General features: G+C 45.3%; 19 protein-coding genes. 14 read left to right on the top strand and 5 right to left on the bottom strand.

The window, feature by feature from the left end:
- Nucleotides 1–1,244 precede the first annotated feature (1,244 nt).
- From dcm to LAJLEIBI_RS03620, 3 genes are all read left to right on the top strand, one after another.
- On the top strand, nt 1,245–2,378 hold the full coding sequence (gene dcm, locus LAJLEIBI_RS03610; protein WP_006444896.1) for a DNA (cytosine-5-)-methyltransferase: 1,134 nt from the start codon (nt 1,245–1,247) through the stop codon (nt 2,376–2,378).
- A 79-nt stretch (nt 2,379–2,457) separates the two neighbouring features.
- Nucleotides 2,458–3,210 carry a hypothetical protein gene (locus LAJLEIBI_RS03615; protein ID WP_006444897.1) on the top strand — a complete coding sequence of 251 codons (753 nt, stop codon included), beginning with the start codon at nt 2,458–2,460 and terminating at the stop codon, nt 3,208–3,210.
- A gap of 4 nt (nt 3,211–3,214) precedes the next feature.
- Entirely contained in the window at nt 3,215–3,631 is a 417-nt protein-coding gene (locus LAJLEIBI_RS03620; protein WP_006444898.1) for a very short patch repair endonuclease, read from the top strand.
- A gap of 369 nt (nt 3,632–4,000) precedes the next feature.
- Here the strand turns inward: LAJLEIBI_RS03620 and LAJLEIBI_RS03625 are convergent, their stop codons facing one another.
- On the bottom strand, nt 4,001–4,234 hold the full coding sequence (locus LAJLEIBI_RS03625) for a helix-turn-helix transcriptional regulator (protein WP_083790661.1): 234 nt from the start codon (nt 4,232–4,234) through the stop codon (nt 4,001–4,003).
- A 141-nt stretch (nt 4,235–4,375) separates the two neighbouring features.
- Between LAJLEIBI_RS03625 and LAJLEIBI_RS03630 the strand changes: the two genes are divergently transcribed.
- Entirely contained in the window at nt 4,376–5,551 is a 1,176-nt protein-coding gene (locus LAJLEIBI_RS03630) for an AIPR family protein (protein ID WP_006444900.1), read from the top strand.
- 87 nt (nt 5,552–5,638) lie between these two features.
- Here the strand turns inward: LAJLEIBI_RS03630 and LAJLEIBI_RS03635 are convergent, their stop codons facing one another.
- From LAJLEIBI_RS03635 to LAJLEIBI_RS03645, 3 genes are read right to left on the bottom strand one after another with little or no spacing between them, the layout of a single operon-like run.
- Nucleotides 5,639–6,832, bottom strand: coding sequence for an ABC transporter permease (locus tag LAJLEIBI_RS03635; RefSeq protein WP_006444901.1), 1,194 nt, complete (start codon nt 6,830–6,832; stop codon nt 5,639–5,641).
- The gene (locus LAJLEIBI_RS03640) at nt 6,819–7,733 is read right to left on the bottom strand and encodes an ABC transporter ATP-binding protein (RefSeq protein WP_006444902.1); all 915 of its coding nucleotides are present in this window, start codon (nt 7,731–7,733) and stop codon (nt 6,819–6,821) included. The genes LAJLEIBI_RS03635 and LAJLEIBI_RS03640 overlap by 14 nt, the downstream gene beginning before the upstream one ends.
- Entirely contained in the window at nt 7,733–8,644 is a 912-nt protein-coding gene (locus tag LAJLEIBI_RS03645) for an ABC transporter ATP-binding protein (protein WP_006444903.1), read from the bottom strand. The genes LAJLEIBI_RS03640 and LAJLEIBI_RS03645 overlap by 1 nt, the downstream gene beginning before the upstream one ends.
- 153 nt (nt 8,645–8,797) lie before the next feature.
- Here LAJLEIBI_RS03645 and LAJLEIBI_RS03650 point away from each other — a divergent pair, with 153 nt between their 5' ends.
- The 9 genes from LAJLEIBI_RS03650 (at nt 8,798) to LAJLEIBI_RS03690 (ending at nt 19,958) form a co-directional block, all read left to right on the top strand.
- Nucleotides 8,798–9,391, top strand: coding sequence for a TetR/AcrR family transcriptional regulator (locus LAJLEIBI_RS03650; protein WP_006444904.1), 594 nt, complete (start codon nt 8,798–8,800; stop codon nt 9,389–9,391).
- A 56-nt stretch (nt 9,392–9,447) separates the two neighbouring features.
- The gene (locus LAJLEIBI_RS03655) at nt 9,448–11,418 is read left to right on the top strand and encodes a thioredoxin domain-containing protein (protein WP_147570526.1); all 1,971 of its coding nucleotides are present in this window, start codon (nt 9,448–9,450) and stop codon (nt 11,416–11,418) included.
- 383 nt (nt 11,419–11,801) lie between these two features.
- Entirely contained in the window at nt 11,802–12,905 is a 1,104-nt protein-coding gene (gene chvE, locus LAJLEIBI_RS03660; protein ID WP_390527576.1) for a multiple monosaccharide ABC transporter substrate-binding protein, read from the top strand.
- Nucleotides 12,906–12,974: 69 nt separating this feature from the next.
- Nucleotides 12,975–14,513, top strand: a complete 1,539-nt coding sequence (gene mmsA, locus LAJLEIBI_RS03665; protein ID WP_040435956.1) for a multiple monosaccharide ABC transporter ATP-binding protein — start codon at nt 12,975–12,977, stop codon at nt 14,511–14,513.
- Nucleotides 14,514–14,530: 17 nt separating this feature from the next.
- Nucleotides 14,531–15,682 carry a multiple monosaccharide ABC transporter permease gene (gene mmsB / locus LAJLEIBI_RS03670; protein WP_006444909.1) on the top strand — a complete coding sequence of 384 codons (1,152 nt, stop codon included), beginning with the start codon at nt 14,531–14,533 and terminating at the stop codon, nt 15,680–15,682.
- A gap of 14 nt (nt 15,683–15,696) precedes the next feature.
- Nucleotides 15,697–16,590, top strand: coding sequence for a 6-phosphogluconolactonase (locus LAJLEIBI_RS03675; protein WP_006444910.1), 894 nt, complete (start codon nt 15,697–15,699; stop codon nt 16,588–16,590).
- A gap of 18 nt (nt 16,591–16,608) precedes the next feature.
- Nucleotides 16,609–17,640 carry a carbohydrate kinase family protein gene (locus LAJLEIBI_RS03680; RefSeq protein ID WP_006444911.1) on the top strand — a complete coding sequence of 344 codons (1,032 nt, stop codon included), beginning with the start codon at nt 16,609–16,611 and terminating at the stop codon, nt 17,638–17,640.
- Nucleotides 17,641–17,677: 37 nt separating this feature from the next.
- On the top strand, nt 17,678–18,733 hold the full coding sequence (locus tag LAJLEIBI_RS03685) for an aldose epimerase family protein (RefSeq protein WP_006444912.1): 1,056 nt from the start codon (nt 17,678–17,680) through the stop codon (nt 18,731–18,733).
- 70 nt (nt 18,734–18,803) lie between these two features.
- Complete coding sequence (locus LAJLEIBI_RS03690; protein WP_006444913.1) at nt 18,804–19,958, top strand: ROK family transcriptional regulator; 1,155 nt, start codon at nt 18,804–18,806, stop codon at nt 19,956–19,958.
- Here the strand turns inward: LAJLEIBI_RS03690 and LAJLEIBI_RS03695 are convergent.
- Entirely contained in the window at nt 19,955–20,611 is a 657-nt protein-coding gene (locus LAJLEIBI_RS03695; RefSeq protein WP_040435957.1) for a DUF3298 and DUF4163 domain-containing protein, read from the bottom strand. The genes LAJLEIBI_RS03690 and LAJLEIBI_RS03695 overlap by 4 nt on opposite strands.
- A gap of 142 nt (nt 20,612–20,753) precedes the next feature.
- On the opposite strand from LAJLEIBI_RS03695, the gene LAJLEIBI_RS03700 reads away from it, so the two are divergent.
- Nucleotides 20,754–21,278 (top strand): hypothetical protein, encoded by a 525-nt coding sequence (locus LAJLEIBI_RS03700; protein WP_040435959.1) that lies wholly within the window; start codon nt 20,754–20,756, stop codon nt 21,276–21,278.
- Nucleotides 21,279–21,381 lie beyond the last annotated feature (103 nt).

Raw genomic sequence — 21,381 nt, forward strand, 5'->3', positions numbered from 1 at the left:
CATTAGCCCATATAGGTAGGATAATATGGATAAATCAAACAATCAAAAGAACTATAAACACAACAATTATTAATATCTAAACAAAATTGATTAGTAATTGTCGAGTATGAATAGGGAAAACATACGGGAAGCCTTATATATACTGGGTTTTCCGTTGTTTTTGTTGGCACTGTGGTGCTACAATTACAGGACATAAAAATTATAAGAATTTTACAGGCATGCCGTGCGAGGCAAAACAATATACGGCTTTCTTGTTTAATTCCAGATAGCCTTGATATATCATTTCCGTAAACTACAGCTGCGGATCCATTCCGTTCGCTTTCATTTCAATATCAAATTGCGCTCGGCTTACTGCTATTTTGTATGATCTACCGGATTATAGTAGATAATGTCGTTGTTCTCGTATGATGTGAAATTAGGCAGCGTTTTTTTGATTTTCTGCAACTGGGATAGTACCTGTGCTTTGGCGGTCAGATTTTCCGTGATGCATTAGATACCAGGGTATCTCTGAAACAGCCGTTAGTGGCGTAGGGATTAAAGGGCGGTTCTCGCAGCAAAACGGAATAGAATCATTAGGTATAGTTTGAAAAAGAGTAGCTTGCTGCTGTTATGGAATGTCATGGTATAGAGTGGTAGCATTAAGGCATGAAAAACATTTGTCCGTTCTAGATTATAAAAAGCAGGAACGAGAAAAAGAGGTTTTCCAACTTGGGGACAGATAGATGGATTAATTGGTGGGGGCGATAGAAAAAATGATTTTTGATGAAAGAAACGGGCTTTGGCATGAGAAGAAAGGCCACTATTCTTTGCCTTGTATTACAAGCCGAAGAAGAAAAGACGATAGGATTGTGTAGGATAGAGGTATTTGTTTTATCTCAAAGAGCATAAGCGACTTGTTTAACTTAATCTGCTGACAAATGGCAGGCTTCATTCATACCTTACTAATATTGACGAACAGGCGGTGGATATGTTCCATTAGTTGGTAAAGAAATATGCCGACAAGTAGGAAGTAACGGAACGGCTGAAAGAAGAAATCAGCTTGAGTGGATTGGAAGAATGACTAATATTAGGGCGTGTGGGGAAAGTTGTGGAACGTGAGATGGTTTGGTAGGTATGAGTTGGTAGCGGGAGTTCCCCGCTACGTTATAAATTAGAAAAAATTTAAAATGGGGATAGACAAATGATAAAAAGCGAATTATAATATTTTGTGTAAAAAAGTTCTCAAAAAAGGAGAAAACGCTTAAATGAACAGAGTAAAAGAAATTCGTAAAGAAAGAGGAATGTCGCAAGAAACGCTCGCAAGATATATAGAAATTAGCCGCAAATATCTTTCCATGATAGAGTGTCAAAACGCTACTCCGTCTATATCTATTGCAATGAGGATTGGCGGAGCGTTGGGAGTGTCCGTTGATAAAATTTTTTTGGATTTATCTTCAGTAGAAACAATAGCATATCCGAAACCTATACGTTACATAGACTTATTTTGCGGAATAGGCGGTTTTAGATACGCCTCTCAATATGCGTTTGATAAATTAGATTTAGAGGGTAAATGTGTTTTTAGCAGCGATATAGATAAATATGCCCAGGTAAGTTACGAAGCGAATTTCGGAGAAAGACCGATGGGAGATATTACAAAAATTGAAGCGTCTGAAATACCTGATTTTGATATTCTGTTCGGTGGTTTTCCATGTCAGGCGTTTTCAATTTGTGGTTTACAAAAAGGATTTGCCGATAATACAAAAGGAACGCTTTTCTTTGATATAGCGAGAATTATAAAAGAAAAACAGCCGCAGGCTTTTGTTCTTGAAAACGTCAAAAATCTTGCAAGTCACGATAATGGAAAAACGCTGAAAACTATTTTGGAAGTCTTGCGAGATGAACTTGGTTATCATGTGGATTATAAATTGCTAAACGCTCTTGATTTTGGATTGCCCCAGAAAAGAGAGAGAATTATTATTATAGGCTCTAAAAAACCATTCCTAATGGATTGGACGTTTAATGTAGAGAAAAAGAAAACGCTGGACGATATTCTTGAAAAAGATATAGATAAAAAGCATTATGCATCTCCTGAAATAGTTGCAAAGAGGAAGGCAAAGCATACGGCGTCCATATATCCGTCGATTTGGCATGAAAATAAATCGGGGAATATATCCTCCTACCCGTATAGCTGTGCTTTAAGAGCAGGGGCAAGTTATAACTATCTTTTGGTAAACGGAGAAAGAAGATTATCACCGAGGGAAATGTTGCGTCTGCAAGGCTTTCCCGATAGTTTTAAGATGGTTGTGTCCGATACGCAGACTAGAAAGCAGGCGGGGAACGCAATACCCGTTGATATGGTGGCGAAAGTTATTGAAAGATTTTTGCCGTTGGCGTTTTAAGTGCTATACAAAAACATAGAATTTTGGTGAAAATTGTGGTAGACTATATCTTGTATGAGTCTATGTACGGAGGGATACCATGAGAGAACCAAGATTAAGAACTGTTAATAAAGCCGTTGCGCCGTTTGATTTAAATAAATTTCCTGCAAAGTTCATCGATACTCTGGCGAAAGAGATTGTGTATATGATTGCGACAAAATCGTCAATGTCGTTAGAGGGTAACGAGTGGGAACAGATATTTGCGGAGTGCGTCGGAGCAGAATGGAAGCCGTCTAACGTGGGTTTGGACGATGTTGTTTTAGATAATTGTTGTTGGGGCGCAAAAACCGTTTTCGGCTCAACCAACATTGAAAAGCAGCAGACGGTAAGGTTGATTTCAGGACGCAATTCGCCTACATACAGTTACGGAGTTGACAGTATAACAAGCGAGGATCCAAATGAAATTGGAAGATTAGTTCTCGATATATGGAACGAGCGTGTTTCAGCGGTAAGACAGGTCTTTAAATTTGTTCGTACCGTAGTTTTGGTAAAATCAAAGGATTATAAAGATTTTTTAGTATTTGAGTTTGATACGATAAGATACGACCCTGAGTTATATCATTTTGAGTGGAATATGAGAATGAATTTAGAGGGTTATGAAAAATCAACTGGAAAACACAAATTCACATGGCAACCTAGTGGTAGCCAGTTTACAATTATTGAGGATATTCCTGATAAGCGCTTGCATATTTCCGTAAGAAAGCCTGAAAAAGTTGATAAAGAAACCATTTTAAGAGCCGTAAATTTTGATAGTAGTTGGTATCAGGTTGTTTCCGACCATATAGAGAGATAGAAAAATGACGGATGTATTTGACGATAAAAAGCGTTCCGAGATTATGAGTAAGGTGCGCTCAAAAAATAATAAATCTACGGAATTAAAGCTAATACAGATTTTCAAAGAAAATGGTATTGGAGGTTGGAAACGTAATTATCCAGTAAAGGGGCATCCTGATTTTATCTTTCTTGACAAGAAGATTGCCATATTTGTTGACGGTTGCTTTTGGCATGGGCATGATTGCAGGAATACCCGCCCTTCCAACAACGCTGATTATTGGACGAAAAAGCGTGAGCGCAATATGAAACACGATAAAGAAATAACGGAGTCGTTTGAACGACGAGGGTGGACGGTTATTCGGATTTGGGAATGTGAATTAAAGAAAAAGAATAGGGAGAATCTCATATTACGTCTAAAAAATGAATTGGGGGATATATAGGTTGGACAAAAGGGAGTTTAAACCTAAGGAGAAATACTATTTGGATATAAAGGCGAAATATATGCAAGGGCAACAGTTTGGCAGAAAAATAAGTGAGTACAAATAATCTATACAATTGAAGTGAAAAATTGGCATAAAAGTAATGGAAAATTAAACTTATATGTTTAATAGAATTGTCCAATTTGCCGAGCTCGAGTAATACGTAAGGATATAATTTATTTTATATAGCAGGTAGTCCATAGGATTACCTGCCTTATTTATTTTGTTCCAATAAAGGCAATTTTGTTGAAATTAATTAAGTCTTTATCAAGCATTTTATCCATCCCATAAAGAGAATAAATTATTATAAGAACTAAAAAGCTGAAGGTTTTAATCCGGTAAGTCTTTAAACAGATCTGAAATATGAATTCCTAAGTTATTAGATATTTTATAACATAAATCTAAAGTAATACTATGCTCGCCACGTTCGATCCGGCCATAATATGCTCTGCTTATGTTACATAATTCTGCAAAATTGGATTGTGATAAGCCTTTAGCTTCTCGATATAAACGTAGATTATTGCCAAAATAGAAATTTATATTGTCAGTTGAACGTATTTTCATAGTATTTCTCCTATTTAACCAGTATAACACAAAACGTCATATATAGCGTCGACATATTGAAAAATTATACTATAATTGTATATAGATGGTGGTTGTACCACGTATCAAAATACAATTATAATATTGAAGGAGAATTTAATTATGGGCAAAGAACTGAAAATTAAGGTGGAGTCATTCAGAAAGATACCAAATCCTTATGCAACAAAGGATGAAGGGGTTAAGGATGCAATGATGTATATAGCAATTTGTGACGTAAAGGAAATTCCTAAAGACATACCTATGGAAACTAATCCAAGAGAACAAAAATTAACAACTGGGATACCAAAAAAAATCAAAGCCTCTTTATTGGGAGAAGATTATCTGGATTTTTATTTGTTAAATCGTGGATTATGTATTTCAGCATCAGAGGTGTCATATAATAATTACAATAATGAAATGACGGTGTCTTTCGAGGATTTTGAGTGTCACGGGGATATTGATGGTGGGCATACATATAAAATAATACTGGAAAATCAGGATAAACTTGATGCGGGAAAACAATTTGTAAAATTAGAGATTTTAACGGGGGTAGAGGGAATATTTCAGCGCCTTGCCGCAGCGAGAAATACATCTACGCAAGTGCAGGATAAGTCTATTGCTGAATTAGAAAACAGATTTGATATTATAAAGAAAGCCATTTCAAGGGAAACCTACTCTACAGATATTTTCTTCAAGGAGAATGAAGAAGGAAATATAGATGTCGCAGATATTTTAGCGATTCTGAATATGTTTAATATTGATATATATTCAGATATGGATAAATATCCAACTTCTTCATATAGTTCTAAGAAAAAATGCATTGATTTGTATATAAAAGCGCACAAAGAATATGGAGAGGATTTTCCTAATCCATATATAAAAATGGCGCCGTTGATGAAGGATATATTCAAATTATATGACCATATTGAAATAAATATGGCGAAATACTATAAAGAAAAGAATCCGACAGGAAAATATGGATCAGTGAAAGGTGTTACGCTGGCAAAGAATGGCTGTCCATTTCGTTCAAAATTTTATCATAAGGATATGGATTACTCTACTCCGACGGGTTTTTTATATCCAATACTGGGAGCGTTCAGAGCATTGATAAAGGAAGAAGATGGTGTGTATGAATGGAGAAAAAATCCATTCATTGTAATTGATGATTTAGGACCAGAATTAGTGGAAACGACGATAGAGAGAAGTAGAAGTCTGGGAAATAATCCACAGTCGGTGGGGAAGGATTCAGGAAATTGGAAAACTCTTTATATGATTGTAAAACTTGGTTTAATCGAATAACGTCAAGCAATAAAAACCATCCCGGGAGCCGCCCATCCACCCAGCTCCCGGGATTTCCTATTTCCACACAACAACACTACCCAAAACCTACAGCGGCAGATCCTTCTTAGCAAACCGAACCGCCCCAACCGCATAACACACAGCAGCAACTGCAGCCAAAACCAGCAGCTTCCACACAAAAGCAGTATCCACACTTCCGGTCCCAACGGTCGCCAGAGAATCAACATCATACAATCCGACCAGCGTAAGCTTATTAAATACGCTGAGCTCTTCCACACCCATACCGGTGTTGACCATATTTTCCGACCCGAACATACCGATCATAGAAGCGAGGAAGAACCAGACCGCAAGCCCGCCGCCAAAAGCCATCGCTTTTTTGCTCTGTGAGAACAGACAGCTTCCCATGTAGCACAGACCGCAGACTGCTTCGATCAGGATATACATTCCGCCGAACAGGGCAAGGATCCCGGGCACGTTCACCTCATCATAGAACAGAAAGGTGGTGCCTATACGGGTTGCGCACACAATGGCGATCATCAGAAGAGGAACGACAAGCATAAACACCATCTGTGTTATGGCGACAGCCGATCGTCTGGTCGGTGTAGACAGGACATACGCCATAGAGCCGCGGTCCACCTGGTTTGCGATCAGAGAGTTTGACAAAATGACGATAAGTATAAAGATTGGAAGCAGGCCCATTGCGGTATAATACATATGATTCATCATTGACGCGGGGTTCATCTCGCTCATTTTTTCCACCATCTCCGAGGAGACGCCCATCATATCCAGCGTGATCGTAAGCATTCCTGAAACCGTCAGTTCTTCTTTGTCGAACACGCCTTTGGACTGATTCAGTGCATATACATATTCAAACTGCTTCACATATTTATCGAGACTGATATCGGACTGTGACAGGCCGTCGATCGCCTCCTGAAAGCCTTCTGTGCTGAGGTTCATATCAGACTGTGCGTTCAGCATCTGAAAAGCCGTCTCATAAGCGGCCTCATTGCCGCCGCTTGAAAAATCATCGTAAGACAGGTCCTGCTGTGCAGCGGTATTATAAGTTGCGAGCGCTCCGAGATAAGTGTAGAAGCTCTCCTGATACTCTGTGACGTCAACATCGGATTTCTCCGTTGCCATCATGCTCATGGCATAGTTCACAACATTGCTTAATAGTATCATGATAAACAATATCGCGAGGCATAAGGTCCAGTTGGACTTGATCGTCTGCCCCATCAAAGGCTTTGAGAAATACCGCGCTGTTTTTTTATTTGTTTCCATTTTGAGTCAGTCCCTCCTTGTATGCTCTCATAAACTGCTGCTGCAGTGAGAGATGAATTTCACGTAAATATGCGATTTGGTAATTTTTAAGTGTATTAAATAATAAGTCCAACTGTTCCACAGAGCATTGAACGCTACATGTATTCGCATCTGTGGCAGCAGCCGGGAACGGAGCAGCTTCAACAAACTTCTGCTGCTGCGCCGGCTGCTCGAATTCAATGATGAAGTTTTTCGTTGTCGGATGGCGCAGATTGTAGAGCGAGGTCGTATCAATGATATGCCCGTTTTTTATCATGGACACTCTGTCACATACGGCTTCGATCTCCTCAAATATATGGCTGGACATAAAGATGGTATGGCCTTTCTGCTTTTCCTCACGGATGAGTTCCAGAAATGCTTCACGCATGAGCGGATCCAGTCCGGTCGTCGGTTCGTCGAGTACAAGAACTTCTTTTTCTCCCATCAGGGCCGCGACGATGGCAGTCTTCTGCTTCATACCCTTGCTCATTCTTTTTAAGTTTGCCGTAGGGTCCAGCTGGAGCAGTTCGATGATATGATTCATATATTTAAAGTCCGTAACGCCGAGATATTTTGCCTGCGTTTTCAGAAATTCAGTGCCTGTTTTCAGCGCGGGAAACGCAATCTCTCCGGGGATATAGCTGACGTTTTTCATAATGTCTGCCGACCTGCTCCAGGAATCCAGGCCGTTTACAGCAAAAGTTCCGCTGTCAGGCCGGATAAAGCCCATCATATTGCGGATCGTTGTCGTCTTGCCGGAACCATTAGTGCCGACGAAGCCGAATACTTCTCCCCTGCGGATCTCCAGATCTATATCAAAGATGCCGCGTCCTTTGCCGTAGTCTTTTGTCAGCCCGTTTGTTTTGATAATGACATCGTTCATCACTTCACCCCCTCGAATATTTTATCTTCATGATAAAACTGCATAAAGTAGTCCTCCAGTGAAAATGGGAACTCTGTGAAATCAATGATATGATACCGGGAGATATCTGCAAGGAATGATGTGATCTCACTGTTTTTCAGCTGGATCCTGGCACGCAGTTTTCTTTCGTTTATGGAAGTAAAATGATACGTATGAGAGGTGAACTCCTGCCATTGTTTTTTATCGTGGAAAGTCACTCTGTATATCTTGTCGCTTTCTTTTTTCAACACCTCCGGATCAAATTCCGATACGATCCTGCCGTCTCTGATGATCGCGATCCTGTCACAGGAAGCGTCTACCTCATGAAAGATATGAGAGGACAGGAATATGGTTTTGCCCCTTTTCTTTTCCTCCAGAATATATTCAATGAAGATCTCCTGCATAATAGGGTCAAGACCGGAAGTTGGTTCATCCAGGATCAATATTTTCGGGTCGTGCATAAATGCGGTGACGACCGCCAGCTTACGTCTTGTTCCGAGGCTCATCTGCTTTAATCCGATATCAGGGTTCAGTTCAAACTTCTTCAGCAGCATTTCCAAATAAGAAGTGTCCGTGACACCTCTCATCTTCTTTTGCATATTTAAAAACTGCGTTCCGGTCATCCCGGAAGGAAAGGCGATCTCTCCGGGCAGATATCCGACGTCACGCTGAAGCTCCGCCGAGCATTCCCAGCAGTTTTTCCCTTCAATACTTGTAGTCCCGCTCTGTGGCTTAGAAAACCCCATCAAATGTCTGATGGTGGTACTCTTGCCTGCGCCGTTTGGCCCGAGAAACCCCAGGCACTCCCCTTCGTCCACGTGAGCAGATACATCGAACACACCTCTGCCGTGTCCGTAGTCTTTTGTCAATTTACTGACTTCTATAACTGACATTCGTATCTCTCCTTTTACTTGAATTATGCAACAATGTGTTGTATGATGCGATTGTAAATGAATTTATACGTTTTATCAAGCAACAATACATTCAATATTGTTACATGATGACAGAGATTCTCTGTCAATCCTTAACAAGGAGGGGCAAAAGCTATGAAAAAGCAGCCGGAAGTGACCGCGGCTACGAGACAAAAAATAATGGATGCGTTCTGGACGCTCTATAAAGAAAAAGCGGTCGATAAAATATCGGTCTCTGAGATCACAGCGATAACCGGAAATAACAGGGGGACGTTTTACCGCTATTTTAAAGATGTCTACGCAGTGCTGGAACAGATCGAGGCAGATCTTTTGAGAGATGTAGGCAGGGAAGTGCACAATATTTTAAGCAGCCATATTTTTGAGGATCATTTAAGAGACATTAACCTGCTCTATACGATGACCATACCGATTTTTAAAAAGCATGAAGAGAAAATATTTACACTGCTCGGCAAAAACGGAGATCCCAAATTCACAAGTGAGTTCCGCAAAAGCATTCAGTCTATGCTGATAAAGTTTTGGAATTTTTCGGATGACACGGAACATCTCGATTATCTGTTAGAGTATACATACTCGGCAATGTTCGGATTAATGGCCAAATGGTATGAAAACGGAAATGACCTGACGGAAGATGAATTTTTCAAGATGGCGCAGGGTCTCGTTGCAAACGGAGTTTTGGGGCATTGTAAGCATTTGCCAGCGCAGGCTTAGTATCTTAAGCGTTCCATATGGTTATCATAGGCTTTAAACAGGAGAGGAGAACGGTTATGAGCAATCATTTAAAAAACGAGAGCAGTCCGTATCTTTTGCAGCATTCGGAAAACCCTGTGGATTGGTACCCATGGTGCGAGGAGGCATTTGAGAGGGCCGGACGTGAGGATAAACCGATTTTTCTGAGTATTGGTTACAGTACGTGCCACTGGTGTCATGTGATGGCTCATGAAAGCTTTGAAGATAAAAGGACAGCTGATATTTTGAATGAAAATTTTATTTCTATCAAGGTAGACAGAGAAGAACGTCCGGACATCGACAGCGTGTACATGTCTGTATGCCAGGCGCTGACGGGGAGCGGAGGCTGGCCCATGAGTATCTTTATGACCGCAGAGCAGAAGCCTTTTTACGCGGCGACGTATATTCCCCCGGATAACCGTTATGGAATGAAGGGTTTCCGGGAGCTGCTGCTGGAGATCAGCGGTCACTGGAAGTATAAGAAATCAGAGCTTCTGGAGTCGGCGGAGCAGATTTTAGATCATATCGATACCAAAGAGGAGCGTGCGAAAAAGAAAACACTTAAGCGGGTGGGAGCAGGGACAGATACCACGCTTCCTGAGCGGGCGGCAGAACTGTTTGCGCAGGCTTTTGATGAGAAGTACGGCGGATTTGGCGCGGCGCCCAAGTTTCCGACTCCTCATAATCTCCTATTTTTAATGATTTATTCCAGCCTTCAAGATGCGGGCATGTCCTATGAGGCAGAAAAGACACTCGAGCAAATGCGAAGGGGTGGGATCTTCGATCACATTGGCTATGGGTTTTCCAGGTATTCTACCGACCGTTTTTATCTCGTCCCTCACTTTGAGAAAATGCTGTATGACAATGCGCTGCTGATGATCGCCTACTCAGCCGCGTATAAGGTATCGGGGAAAACTATGTTCCTTGAAACGGCGGAAAAAACAGCGGAGTATATATTACGGGAAATGACCGGACCGGACGGTGAATTTTATTCCGCCCAGGACGCGGACAGTGAAGGAAGAGAAGGCCTGTATTACGTCTGGGATGAGGAAGAGATCTGCGGGATACTCGGTGCAGAAAGAGGAACAGAGTTCTGCAGATATTACGGGATCACAGAAGAAGGAAACTTCGAGGGAAAAAATATACCGAACGAGTTAGACGGTAAAGAGATTACGGACAGATTTCACAAGGAAAGAGAGCTTTTATACGATTACCGGAAGCGTCGGGCCAGGCTGCACCTGGACGACAAGGTGCTCACATCGTGGAATTCTCTGATGATTTCTGCCATGGCGGTATTGTACCGGGTTACGGGAAAGGAACGATATCTGGAAGCGGCAGAGCGGGCGCGCCGTTTTATCGAACATAATCTTGCGGACGGGAATACGCTCCGAGTCAGCTGCCGCGGCGGAAGCGGCTCGGTGAAGGGCTTTCTGGATGATTATGCATATTATACAGCGGCGCTGCTCAGTCTTTACGAAGCGGTCTCTGATGTGGATCATCTGACACGGGCGGAACAGATCTGCCGGGAAGCGCGGCAGCAGTTTGCGGATGAAGAGGGCGGAGGGTTCTTTCTGTACGGGAGCCGGAACGACAGCTTGATCACAAGGCCAAAGGAAACGTACGACGGCGCGCTGCCAAGCGGGAATTCCACGATGGCTTACGATCTCGTGAGGCTTTATCAGATCACGGGCAATGAAGAATACAAAGACGCGGCCAAGCGCCAGCTCGCTTTTATGTCCGGGGAGGCGCAGGAATACCCGGCGGGATACAGTATGTTCCTGACGGCGCTGCTGCTGTATGAGAATCCGCCGCAGAAGATCACGGTTGTTCTGGCAGATGGGGACAATAAAGAAGAGATAATGAGCCGCCTCCCTCTGTATGCGGAGATAAACATATTGAGCGGGGAGACGCGGGAATATAAATTATTAAATGGAAGAACTACGTATTATGTGTGTAAAAACTATACGTGTCTTCCGCCGTCAAATGAATTGATGAGTGATAGTAAATAAGAAAGAGCCCTGTCTTTTCTGTTTAAGAAGAGGCAGGGCTCTTCGTTACAGGCAGACAGAACTATTTGTAGGAAAATTATGACAGAATAACAAATTAGATTGACAAATGGATACTTATAAAATATAATTAATTTAAGTTTAATAAATATATGCACGTAAAAGCGTTATAAACGAGGGAAATATGCTTTGAATTGCAGAAACATGATATTTTTTTGCCTTAATTATGAAATAAACTTTAATAAGTAGAGCAGGAATTCCCTGAACTATATTACAGAGAGGAGGATTTTTCAATAATTTACCGGATAAAAGACGGTACAGCGTGCATATGAGCAAATGTTAATGAATGATATTAAATAATTTCAAAGGAGAAGGGTATGAAGAAGATTTATAAGAAAGTGACCGCGGTTTTAATAGTATTGACGATGATGTTTTCTCTTGCCGCCTGCACAAGCGGAGATTCGGGCAGCGGCGGGAGTTCCTCCGGAGGCAGTAAGAAAGATAACAAAAAGGTAGGGATCGCCATGCCGACTAAGGACTTGCAGCGGTGGAGCGAAGACGGCGCTTACATGAAAGAGGCGATGGAAAAAGCCGGCTACACAGTAGATATTCAATATGCCAATAACGATATCGGCGTACAGGCTTCACAGATCGAAAATATGATCACCGGAGGATGCGGGACACTCGTCATTGCCTCCATTGACGGCGGAGCCCTCTCGGAAGTGCTGGAGAAGGCAAAAGCCGCGGATATCGCGGTGATCGCGTATGACAGGCTGATCATGAACACCGATGCCGTTACATATTATGCTACCTTTGACAATGAGAAGATCGGGATCATGCAGGGGCAGTACATTGCCGATAAGCTGGACCTGGAAAATCAGGCAGGCCCGTTTAATATCGAACTGTTCACCGGCCCGACAGATGACAATAATGTCAATTTCTATTTCGGCGGCGCCATGTCTGTCCTGCAGAAGTACATAGACGAAGGGAAACTGGTGATCAAGTCGGGAACGGAAGTTTCACTGGCGGCATGTGCCACACCGAACTGGTCAACAGAAGAGGCGCAGAAGAGAATGGAAAATATCATCACCAAGAGCTACACAGGCGGAGAAAAATTAGACGCAGTGTTATCTTCAAATGATTCTGTCGCAAATGGGATCACGAATGCGCTCGTGGCAGCAGGATATACGGCGGAAGATTTCCCGATCATTACCGGACAGGACTGTGAGATAACATCTGTGAGAAACATGATAAAAGGGCTGCAGGCCATGTCTGTCTTCGTGGATACGAGAGAGCTTGCCAATGTGACGGCCGACATGGTAGAAGCGATCATGAAAGGCGAGGAGCCGGAGATCAACAATACGGAAGATTACGACAACGGCACGGGAATCATACCGACTTACCTTTGTGAGCCGCAGGTTGCGGACATCGACAATTATAAGGAAGTCCTCATTGATTCCGGATATTACACGGAAGACAGATTAAAATAGCAGATTTACATAAAGGATATGAAGAGCTGCTGCAGACTGCGGCAGCTTCTTTAGAAAGGAAGGGATTTTTTGAACAGGTTATTAATGGAAATGAAGGGGATCACCAAAACCTTTCCCGGTGTGAAAGCTCTTGACAATGTAAATCTGCAGGTGGAAGAAGGAGAGATACATGCCCTCGTCGGAGAAAACGGCGCCGGAAAATCTACCTTGATGAATATATTAAGCGGCGTCTATCCATTTGGCAGTTATGAAGGAGATATCTTCTATGAAGGAGAGCGGTGCGAATTTCAGAAGATCAAAGACAGTGAGAAAAAAGGAATCGTCATCATACACCAGGAGCTGGCGCTCGTTCCGTACATGACCATCGGCGAAAATATGTTCCTGGGCAATGAAAGAGGCAGCCGTTATAACGTGAACTGGAATGACACATTCAGTCAGTCGGAAGAACTGTTAAAGACAGTCGGGCTGTCCGAGGCGCCTCAGACATTGGTAAAGGATATTGGCGTCGGCAAACAGCAGCTTGTGGAGATCGCCAAGGCTCTGGCAAAAGACGTCAGACTTCTGATCCTGGACGAGCCGACGGCATCTCTGAACGAATCAGACTCCAAAAAACTGCTGAACCTGCTGCTGACACTGAAAAAGCAGGGCATGACATCGATCATCATTTCCCACAAATTAAATGAGATCGCCTATGTTGCGGATAAGATCACCGTGCTGCGGGACGGAATGACGATCGAGACGCTGGAGAACAAGGAGCATATTATTGACGAAGACCGGATCATCAGAGGCATGGTCGGGCGCGAACTGACGAACCGTTTCCCGCCAAGGGAACATGCGTCGATCGGAGACGTGAGCCTGGACATCCGAAACTGGACCGTACACCACCCGCTCGCCCCGGAACGCAAGGTTGTCGATAACGTGAGCATGTATGTCAGACGGGGAGAGGTAGTCGGCATCTCCGGATTGATGGGAGCCGGGCGCACCGAGTTTGCCATGAGTGTATTCGGAAAGAGTTATGGCGTCAATATAAGCGGCGAGATGACACTCGGCGGGAAAAAGGTAAAGCTGAATTCCGTTCAGCAGGCCATTGACAGCAAGCTTGCGTATATCACCGAGGACCGGAAAGGGAACGGGCTTATCTTAAGCAATCCGATCCGGGTAAACACGACGCTTGCGAAGATGGATAAAGTGAGCCGGTTCGGTGTCATTGATAAGAATAAAGAGTATGAGGTGGCTGAGGATTACAGGGAAAAGCTGCGCACAAAGACTCCGACTGTGGAGCAGAATGTGGGCAATTTAAGCGGGGGCAACCAGCAGAAAGTCCTGCTTGGCAAATGGATGTTTACCGAGCCGGACATTATGATCCTGGACGAGCCGACAAGGGGGATCGATGTGGGGGCCAAATATGAGATATACAGTATTATCAATTCGCTTGCAGAAGAAGGAAAGTCCATTATCATGATCTCTTCCGAACTCCCGGAGATTCTCGGTATGTGCGACCGGATCTATATCATGAACCAGGGAAAGTTCGTAGGAGAACTTGACCGGGCGGAGGCGACCCAGGAAAAAATCATGACACTTATATTAAAGCAGGGAAGAGAGCAGTAAAAGGAGGAGAGAAGTAAGTGAATAGTGTAAAGGATGTACTGAAGAAAAATACAATGTTATTTATACTGCTGATCGTCGCATTGTTTTTCGGATGGAAGACGAACGGGGTGTTATTTGACCCTCAGAATGTGACAAACCTGATCGCCCAGAACGGCCATGTAGTCATACTGGCAGTCGGCATGCTTTTGTGTATTCTGACCGGCGGTAACATCGATCTCTCGGTCGGATCCGTCGTGGCGTTTATCGGGGCTGTGGCAGGGAAGCTTATGGTCACGTACAAGATGAACTTTGGACTCGTTATCGTGATATGCCTTGTGCTCGGCATTTTGATCGGCATGTGGCAGGGATTCTGGATCGCATACATACGGATCCCGTCCTTTATCGTGACGCTTGCGGGAATGCTCCTTTGGAGGGGCGTGGCGCTGATCATCTTAGACGGCCTGACGATATCGCCGTTTCCCGATGACTTCAAGATGATCTTCAACAGTTATATCGCCAATCCTTTCGGGGGCAGCATCAATCTGATGTGCTTGCTGGCCGCGGTGCTCGCCTGTCTCGCTTATATCTTTGTAGTTGTCAACAGCAGAAGAAACAGGCAGAGAAAAGGCTACGCCGTAGAAAAGCTGGCGCCGTCGGTCGGAAAAACCGCAGTTATCTGTCTCGTGATCCTTTTGGCAGCTTACCGTATGGCGCAGTTCCAGGGGCTTCCGACGATACTTGTCATTCTGGCTGTCGTTGTCGGTGTGTACACATATTATACGTCGAAAACAGTGGGCGGCCGTTATCTGTATGCAGTCGGCGGTAATGAAAAGGCGGCGAAGATGAGCGGGGTCAATACGAACCGTGTCTTGTTCTTTGCATTTACCAACATGGCATTTTTAAGCGCCGTGGCCGCGCTTGTCTGTGTGGCCAGGTTTAACTCGGCGGCGCCGACGGCAGGAAAGAACTATGAGATGGACGCGATCGCTTCCTGCTACATCGGCGGGGCTTCTGCCTACGGCGGTACCGGTACGGTCATGGGAGCTGTGATCGGCGCGGTATTTATGGGACTGCTGAACAACGGGATGTCGATCATGGGTGTGGATTCTAACTGGCAGCAGGCGATCAAGGGGCTTGTACTTCTGGCGGCGGTTGCCTTTGACGTGATATCAAAGAAAAAGAGCAGATAAGGGAGAGGGAAAGAATGGATCTAAAGAAATTATATGAGTGGTGCAGTATTCCGGCAGAAGAGCTGCCGGGGAGAACTGACTTAAAAGTACCCTTCAGGATCGTAAAGGATTCTCATGAACTGGGCAGTGTGATGGCCCGTGACCTCGTGGAAGAGATCAGGAAAGCCAATGAAGAACAGCGCAGCTTCCGGCTGATCGTGCCGTGCGGCCCGAAGGAATGGTATGGTCCGTTCACGGAAATGGTCAATGCCGGGAACGTATCACTTCGGAATATGGTCTGCTACCATATGGATGAAAACCTGGACTGGGAAGGAAAATTACTGCCGAAGGAGGACCCGAATAATTTCCGTACCTTCATGGAGCGGTATTTCTACGGAGGGATCAAAGAGGAACTACAGGTTCTGCCGGAAAACAGGCATTTTCTGACCCCGTACAATATGCAGGAGATGTCGGAGATGATCGCCGGCACGGAGATAGACTATACGCTGGGCGGCTGGGGACAGGACGGGCATGTGGCATTTAACCAGGCGAACCGCAATCCCTATGTGGAAGTGTCGCTGGACGACCTGCGCGGTTCGACCGCAAGGATACAGAATAATAACAACGATACGATTCTGGCGCTGGCCCAGCGGGGGCTTGGAGGCGCGTGGCAGTTTATGCCCCCCATGTCCATTACACTGGGGGTGAAGGAATGCATGAAGGCGAAAAAGATAAGGGTCTATTCGGCGACCGGAGCGTGGAAGCAGACGGCCCTTAGGGTGGCGCTCTTTTCAGAGCCGACGGTGGAATACCCGATGACTCTGCTGCAGGAACATCCGGACGCGCTCATTACGGCAACAGAAGAAACCGCGGCGCATCCTATCAGTGAACATCCGGAGTGGGAGTTCAGGAGGGTAAACAGCAAATAAAGATAAAGGCGGAAAATTATGACATATGACAAGATTATAGCGACCGGAGGAATCGGCACCGGCATGCTGTTTCTGAGTGGTCAGCAGGAAACACTGGGCCGGAGCGAGTCACGCTCGGTGACGCTCAGTCCGGCCAAAGATTATTGCAAACAGCAGATCGTCCTGTATTATACAGCAGCTCTCTTAAGAGAGACCATTCCGGTCTATCCCATCGGCTGCGTCGGCAATGACAGCATGGGGGATTCGATCCTTGAGGAAATGCGGCGGCAGGGGATGGATGTCACTTATATATCCCAAAGTCCGGACGTTCCGACGACCATCAGTGTCTGTCTCCAGTATCCGGACAGAGAGACGTGCAACTTTACAGCGGATAACAGCGCGTCAGGCCTCGTCACACCGGAGTATATCCTACGCGCGATGGAAGACATAGGAGTGGATGAAAAGTCCATTGTCTGCGCTGTACCTGAGATCCCGGTTGACTCCCGCGCGGCAATGATGAAGGAAGCCAAACGGCGGGGAGCTCTTACCGTGCTGTCGGTGCCGGTGTCTGAAGCCGAAGAATTTGCACAGCGCTCTATATACCGGTACGTGGATATTCTGGCTGTTAATATGGAAGAGGCGCAGGCGGCTGCCGGAAGCCGTTCAGAGGGGAGGGAACTGCTCCTTGAGCTGTCGAAGCTGCTTTGCAGCTTAAATCCTCATCTGGCCATCCTGATGACATGCGGTAAAGACGGAGCCTATACATTTGCCGGACAGACTGCAGAAAAAGTACCGCCGCTGCTTTGCAGCGCCTTAAATACGACCGGAGCCGGGGACGCATTTCTGGGCGGTACGCTGGCAGGGCTTGCCCGCGGCATGAAGCTGCAGAAGGGCTGTGAGGACCGGAACTTCGGGGAATCGGAGCTTAAGAGCGCCCCGGAGCTTGGCACCATCTGCGCCGGGATGGCAGTAGAATGTGAGGACAGCATTGCATTTCATGTAGGGCCGGAAACGATCAGAGAAATGATCCAAAACAGAGGCTGGAAGGCGGATGCCCGCTTTGCCGGTTAGAGGGAAGAAAATAATATTCAGAAGAGGGCAGTGAGATATGAAAGATATAAAAGTCGAATCATTTGGAAAACTGGCGGGCGGACAGGAAGCCTTTCTATATACAATGACAAATAAAAATGGTATGCGAATTAAAGTCACAGATTTTGGCGCTGCCGCGGAAGCGGTCTTACTTCCGCAGCGGTCCGGAAAGCACAGAGATGTTCTGCTTGGTTTTGACAGCGCCGCCGGGTATGAGAACACGGGACTTTACCTTGGCGCGACGATAGGCCGGTACGCCGGACAGATACGCGGCGGAAGCTTTTGGCTAAACGGTGAGCAGTATCATCTGCCTGTGAATGACCATGAAAATACGCTTCACGGAGGGGCACGCGGCTTTGACAAGCACTGCTTCACCGCCGTGCCCGACGAAGAGAACAACCGCGTAGCATTTCATGCCTTCATCGAAGACGGAGAGGAAGGATTTCCGGGAAATCTGGAAGTGGAATCCAGTTATGAGCTGACCGATGACGATGAGATCATAATGGTACACACCGCACGCACCGATAAGGATACGGTGCTGAATATGACGAATCACAGCTATTATAATCTGGACGGACATACGGGCGGGAGTATCGAAGACCACAGACTGAAAATTTACAGTGACCAGTTTCTCGAGCTGGCCGGTGACTGCTGTCCTAATGGCAATGTTCTCGCGGCAGCGGGAACGCCGATGGATTTTCACGACATGACAAGAATCGGAGAGCGGATCGGACAGCCGTACCCGCAGCTTATCATAAGCGGGGGATACGACCACAACTGGAATATAACCGGACCGGCGGGGCGGCTTAAGAAAGTCGCTGAGCTTGAGAGCAGCAGAGGCGACGTGCGCATGGAGATGTTTTCAGATCTGCCGGGGCTTCAGTTTTACAGCGGCAATTATCTGGACGGCAGTGAGAAAGGAAAAGAAGGCTGCGCCTACAATTTCCGCGGCGGTCTGTGCCTGGAGCCGCAATATTACCCGGCGGCCCCGAATTACAGACAGTTTCCGCCGGCGGTGCTCAGGAAAAATGAGACGTACCGGCATACGATCAAAGTGAAATTTACATACGACTGAGGCCGGGCTGGGAATTCTTGTAAATCAGTCCCCGGCATGGTATAATTGGCGTTAAACAGGAGGGTGCGAGATGAAAAAGGGAGGCAAACCAGAAGATCTTGGCGAGGCGAATAGAATGTTGATTCTGAACTGCCTTCGTTTATATGGATGCATGTCAAAAGCAGATCTGGCGAGACGGCTTGGAATGAGCTTTCCCGCTATTTCGGCAAATGTGAAGATATTAATAGAGCAAGGTCATGTCAGAGAGTCCGGAGAAGGCGACAACTCACTGGGACGAAAGTCCATGCTGCTGTCATTTAACGAGGAGATGGGGTTTGTCATCGGCGTTGACATCGGCAGATTCTGGATCCGTGTTATGGTTGCCGACTTGATGGGAAAAGTGCTCGGCTACGTAAAAGCCCCCGCCGTCTCAGGAGGCGAAGCAGAGGAGCTTTATGATGCGGTAGTCGATGTCATCAGGCAGGCCTTGATAAAAAGCGGAAAGACAGAGAAAGAAATACTCTGTATAGGCATAGGAATGCCTGGCGTGATCAGAGATGATACGATCCTGCTGGCGCCGTATTTTCCAAGCGTTGAACTGAAAAAGTTTAAACAGCGCATCAAAGACGAATTTGATACAGAGCTGATACTTGAAAACAGCGTAAACATGGGCGCGATCGGCGAACAGGCCGAAGGAGCGGGAAAAGGATACGATAATTTCATTGTCATTAACTATGGCGTCGGCGTAGGCTCGGCTCTTGTTTTAAACAGAAAGATATATTCCGGCAGCCATAACGCCGCCGGAGAGATCGGATACATGGTGGCAGAACCCATGAAGCTCAGGGATTCATTTGACGAAGTGGGAGTGCTGGAAAGTATCATATCAAAAGAGAAGATCGAAAAGTTTATCTCTCACGACAACTTTCAAAAGGAGGTTGAACTGCTGGTGGAGAAGTACCGGGCAAATGATCTGTACGTCCGCTCGGTTTTAGACGAGATATCGATCAACATCGGCGTGACGCTCATAAACTTGTGCGCGGCGCTTGACCTTGAGGCGGTTATCATTTCAGGCGGTCTTGGAACAGCGTTTGGAAATATATTTATCGATACGTGGCGTTCCATGCTCGGTAATCACATCCCGTTTCCACCGGATATTCTCCTCTCTGAACTGGATAATAAAGAAGGCGTTTTAGGGGCGATACATAAGAGTATTGAGCACCTGTTTTCAGCAGATACGATAATTTAACAGGCTGACGAATCCTGAAAATGCAGTTCAAATTCCGGAATCCCGCTGGAATAAGGAGCAATATCATACTGCTGAAAGAATATGACGATGCCGTCTGCGTTCATATAATAATTTTCCGGGTGAAAATTACTGCGGATCAGTTCAGGATAATTGTCAAAATATGTGGAAGGGGCGTCTTCAAGCCGCTGCTTCGTCTGTTCTTCGATACAGCTTATGACAGATTCCCGGAAATCGGGCGTATCCGGGTAAAATTCGCGAAGCGCCATCGGCCGGCCTGAAGAGAAATTCCACGTATCCGCAGTCCGCACAGTCGCCCCGTGGGCTCCGCCCATATATGTATATTGGTCGGTATAAAGGCTGGTGATGCCGCTATCGTTGTAAGTGACCGTATACACTTCCAGGAGTTCATAGCTGTGAAACGGAGGAAAGTTCTTCTGTATATACCGTGCGCTTTCAACGGCTTCTTCATACAAGGCGGTCCTGCAGTAATGCTCCAGTTTTTCCGCCTTCGCCTCATAGTGCCTGTTGATGCCGTGTGCTGCGGATGTGCCGCACGCAGTGAGGAAGAAGGGGTAGTCTATTTTGTAAGTGAATACGGCGATATCATTGTAATAGAGTGTGTCTTTAAGCGTCTTGTTATAGATCGTCTGCATGGGGACCTCCCAAACTACACTTTTTATAATATATTTCCGGAAAATATAAAGTATACTTGATGTTTGTTCCGGCATATTGACAGTTGTGTTTTTTAGGTTCAAACCTTATAATAATATGCAGACGGATAAGGGAGCGGAAATTATGGAAAAAGTGGTCATCATAATCAACGGAAACGGCGGGGTGGGAAAGGACACACTGTGCGAGCTTGCGGCAGAGGCGTTTAAAGTCACAAATATATCATCTATAACCCCCATCAAAGACATAGCGGCAAGATACGGCTGGAATGGAGAGAAAGACGCCAGATCCAGAAAATTCCTTGCGGACTTAAAGAAGGTATTTACCGAGTACAATGATCTGCCTACCAATTATCTTGTGGAGGAGTACAGGAAGTTTCTGGAAAGTGATTCTGAACTTCTTTTTGTGCACATAAGAGAGGGTCAGGAGATAGATAAGTTCAGGAGGCAGGTAAATACGCCGTGCGCTGCGCTCCTCATACGGAGAGATCATCTGAAGGGCAGAAGCTGGGGCAATGAGGCGGATGATAATGTGGCGGGCTACGCGTATGATTTCCGGTATGACAACGACAGGCCGCTTGCGCAGGCGGGACCGGACTTTATAAGATTTCTGCGGGACATGCTCGATACAGTCCTGAAAAAAGACAGATAGCAGTATATATACTGCCCGGTGTGAGACGTTCTGAAGCAGGACGTCTTTTTTACTGCCTGAACATAAAGTTTTTTTAAAACCTTATAAAATCCTTATAGTCGTA

Origin of the sequence: [Clostridium] hylemonae DSM 15053 (assembly GCF_008281175.1) — a bacterium.
GTDB classification, from domain to species: domain Bacteria; phylum Bacillota; class Clostridia; order Lachnospirales; family Lachnospiraceae; genus Extibacter; species Extibacter hylemonae.

Excerpts from the sequence above, each read along its gene's own strand:
- dcm (WP_006444896.1), top strand. The coding sequence starts at position 1,245 with ATGAACAGAGTAAAAGAAATTCGTAAAGAAAGAGGAATGTCGCAAGAA.
- LAJLEIBI_RS03615 (WP_006444897.1), top strand. The coding sequence starts at position 2,458 with ATGAGAGAACCAAGATTAAGAACTGTTAATAAAGCCGTTGCGCCGTTT.
- LAJLEIBI_RS03675 (WP_006444910.1), top strand. The coding sequence starts at position 15,697 with ATGGATCTAAAGAAATTATATGAGTGGTGCAGTATTCCGGCAGAAGAG.
- LAJLEIBI_RS03700 (WP_040435959.1), top strand. The coding sequence starts at position 20,754 with ATGGAAAAAGTGGTCATCATAATCAACGGAAACGGCGGGGTGGGAAAG.
- LAJLEIBI_RS03645 (WP_006444903.1), bottom strand. The coding sequence starts at position 8,644 with ATGTCAGTTATAGAAGTCAGTAAATTGACAAAAGACTACGGACACGGC.
- LAJLEIBI_RS03680 (WP_006444911.1), top strand. The coding sequence starts at position 16,609 with ATGACATATGACAAGATTATAGCGACCGGAGGAATCGGCACCGGCATG.
- LAJLEIBI_RS03640 (WP_006444902.1), bottom strand. The coding sequence starts at position 7,733 with ATGAACGATGTCATTATCAAAACAAACGGGCTGACAAAAGACTACGGC.
- LAJLEIBI_RS03690 (WP_006444913.1), top strand. The coding sequence starts at position 18,804 with ATGAAAAAGGGAGGCAAACCAGAAGATCTTGGCGAGGCGAATAGAATG.
- LAJLEIBI_RS03685 (WP_006444912.1), top strand. The coding sequence starts at position 17,678 with ATGAAAGATATAAAAGTCGAATCATTTGGAAAACTGGCGGGCGGACAG.
- LAJLEIBI_RS03650 (WP_006444904.1), top strand. The coding sequence starts at position 8,798 with ATGAAAAAGCAGCCGGAAGTGACCGCGGCTACGAGACAAAAAATAATG.
- LAJLEIBI_RS03695 (WP_040435957.1), bottom strand. The coding sequence starts at position 20,611 with ATGCAGACGATCTATAACAAGACGCTTAAAGACACACTCTATTACAAT.
- LAJLEIBI_RS03655 (WP_147570526.1), top strand. The coding sequence starts at position 9,448 with ATGAGCAATCATTTAAAAAACGAGAGCAGTCCGTATCTTTTGCAGCAT.
- LAJLEIBI_RS03635 (WP_006444901.1), bottom strand. The coding sequence starts at position 6,832 with ATGGAAACAAATAAAAAAACAGCGCGGTATTTCTCAAAGCCTTTGATG.
- LAJLEIBI_RS03630 (WP_006444900.1), top strand. The coding sequence starts at position 4,376 with ATGGGCAAAGAACTGAAAATTAAGGTGGAGTCATTCAGAAAGATACCA.
- LAJLEIBI_RS03620 (WP_006444898.1), top strand. The coding sequence starts at position 3,215 with ATGACGGATGTATTTGACGATAAAAAGCGTTCCGAGATTATGAGTAAG.
- LAJLEIBI_RS03625 (WP_083790661.1), bottom strand. The coding sequence starts at position 4,234 with ATGAAAATACGTTCAACTGACAATATAAATTTCTATTTTGGCAATAAT.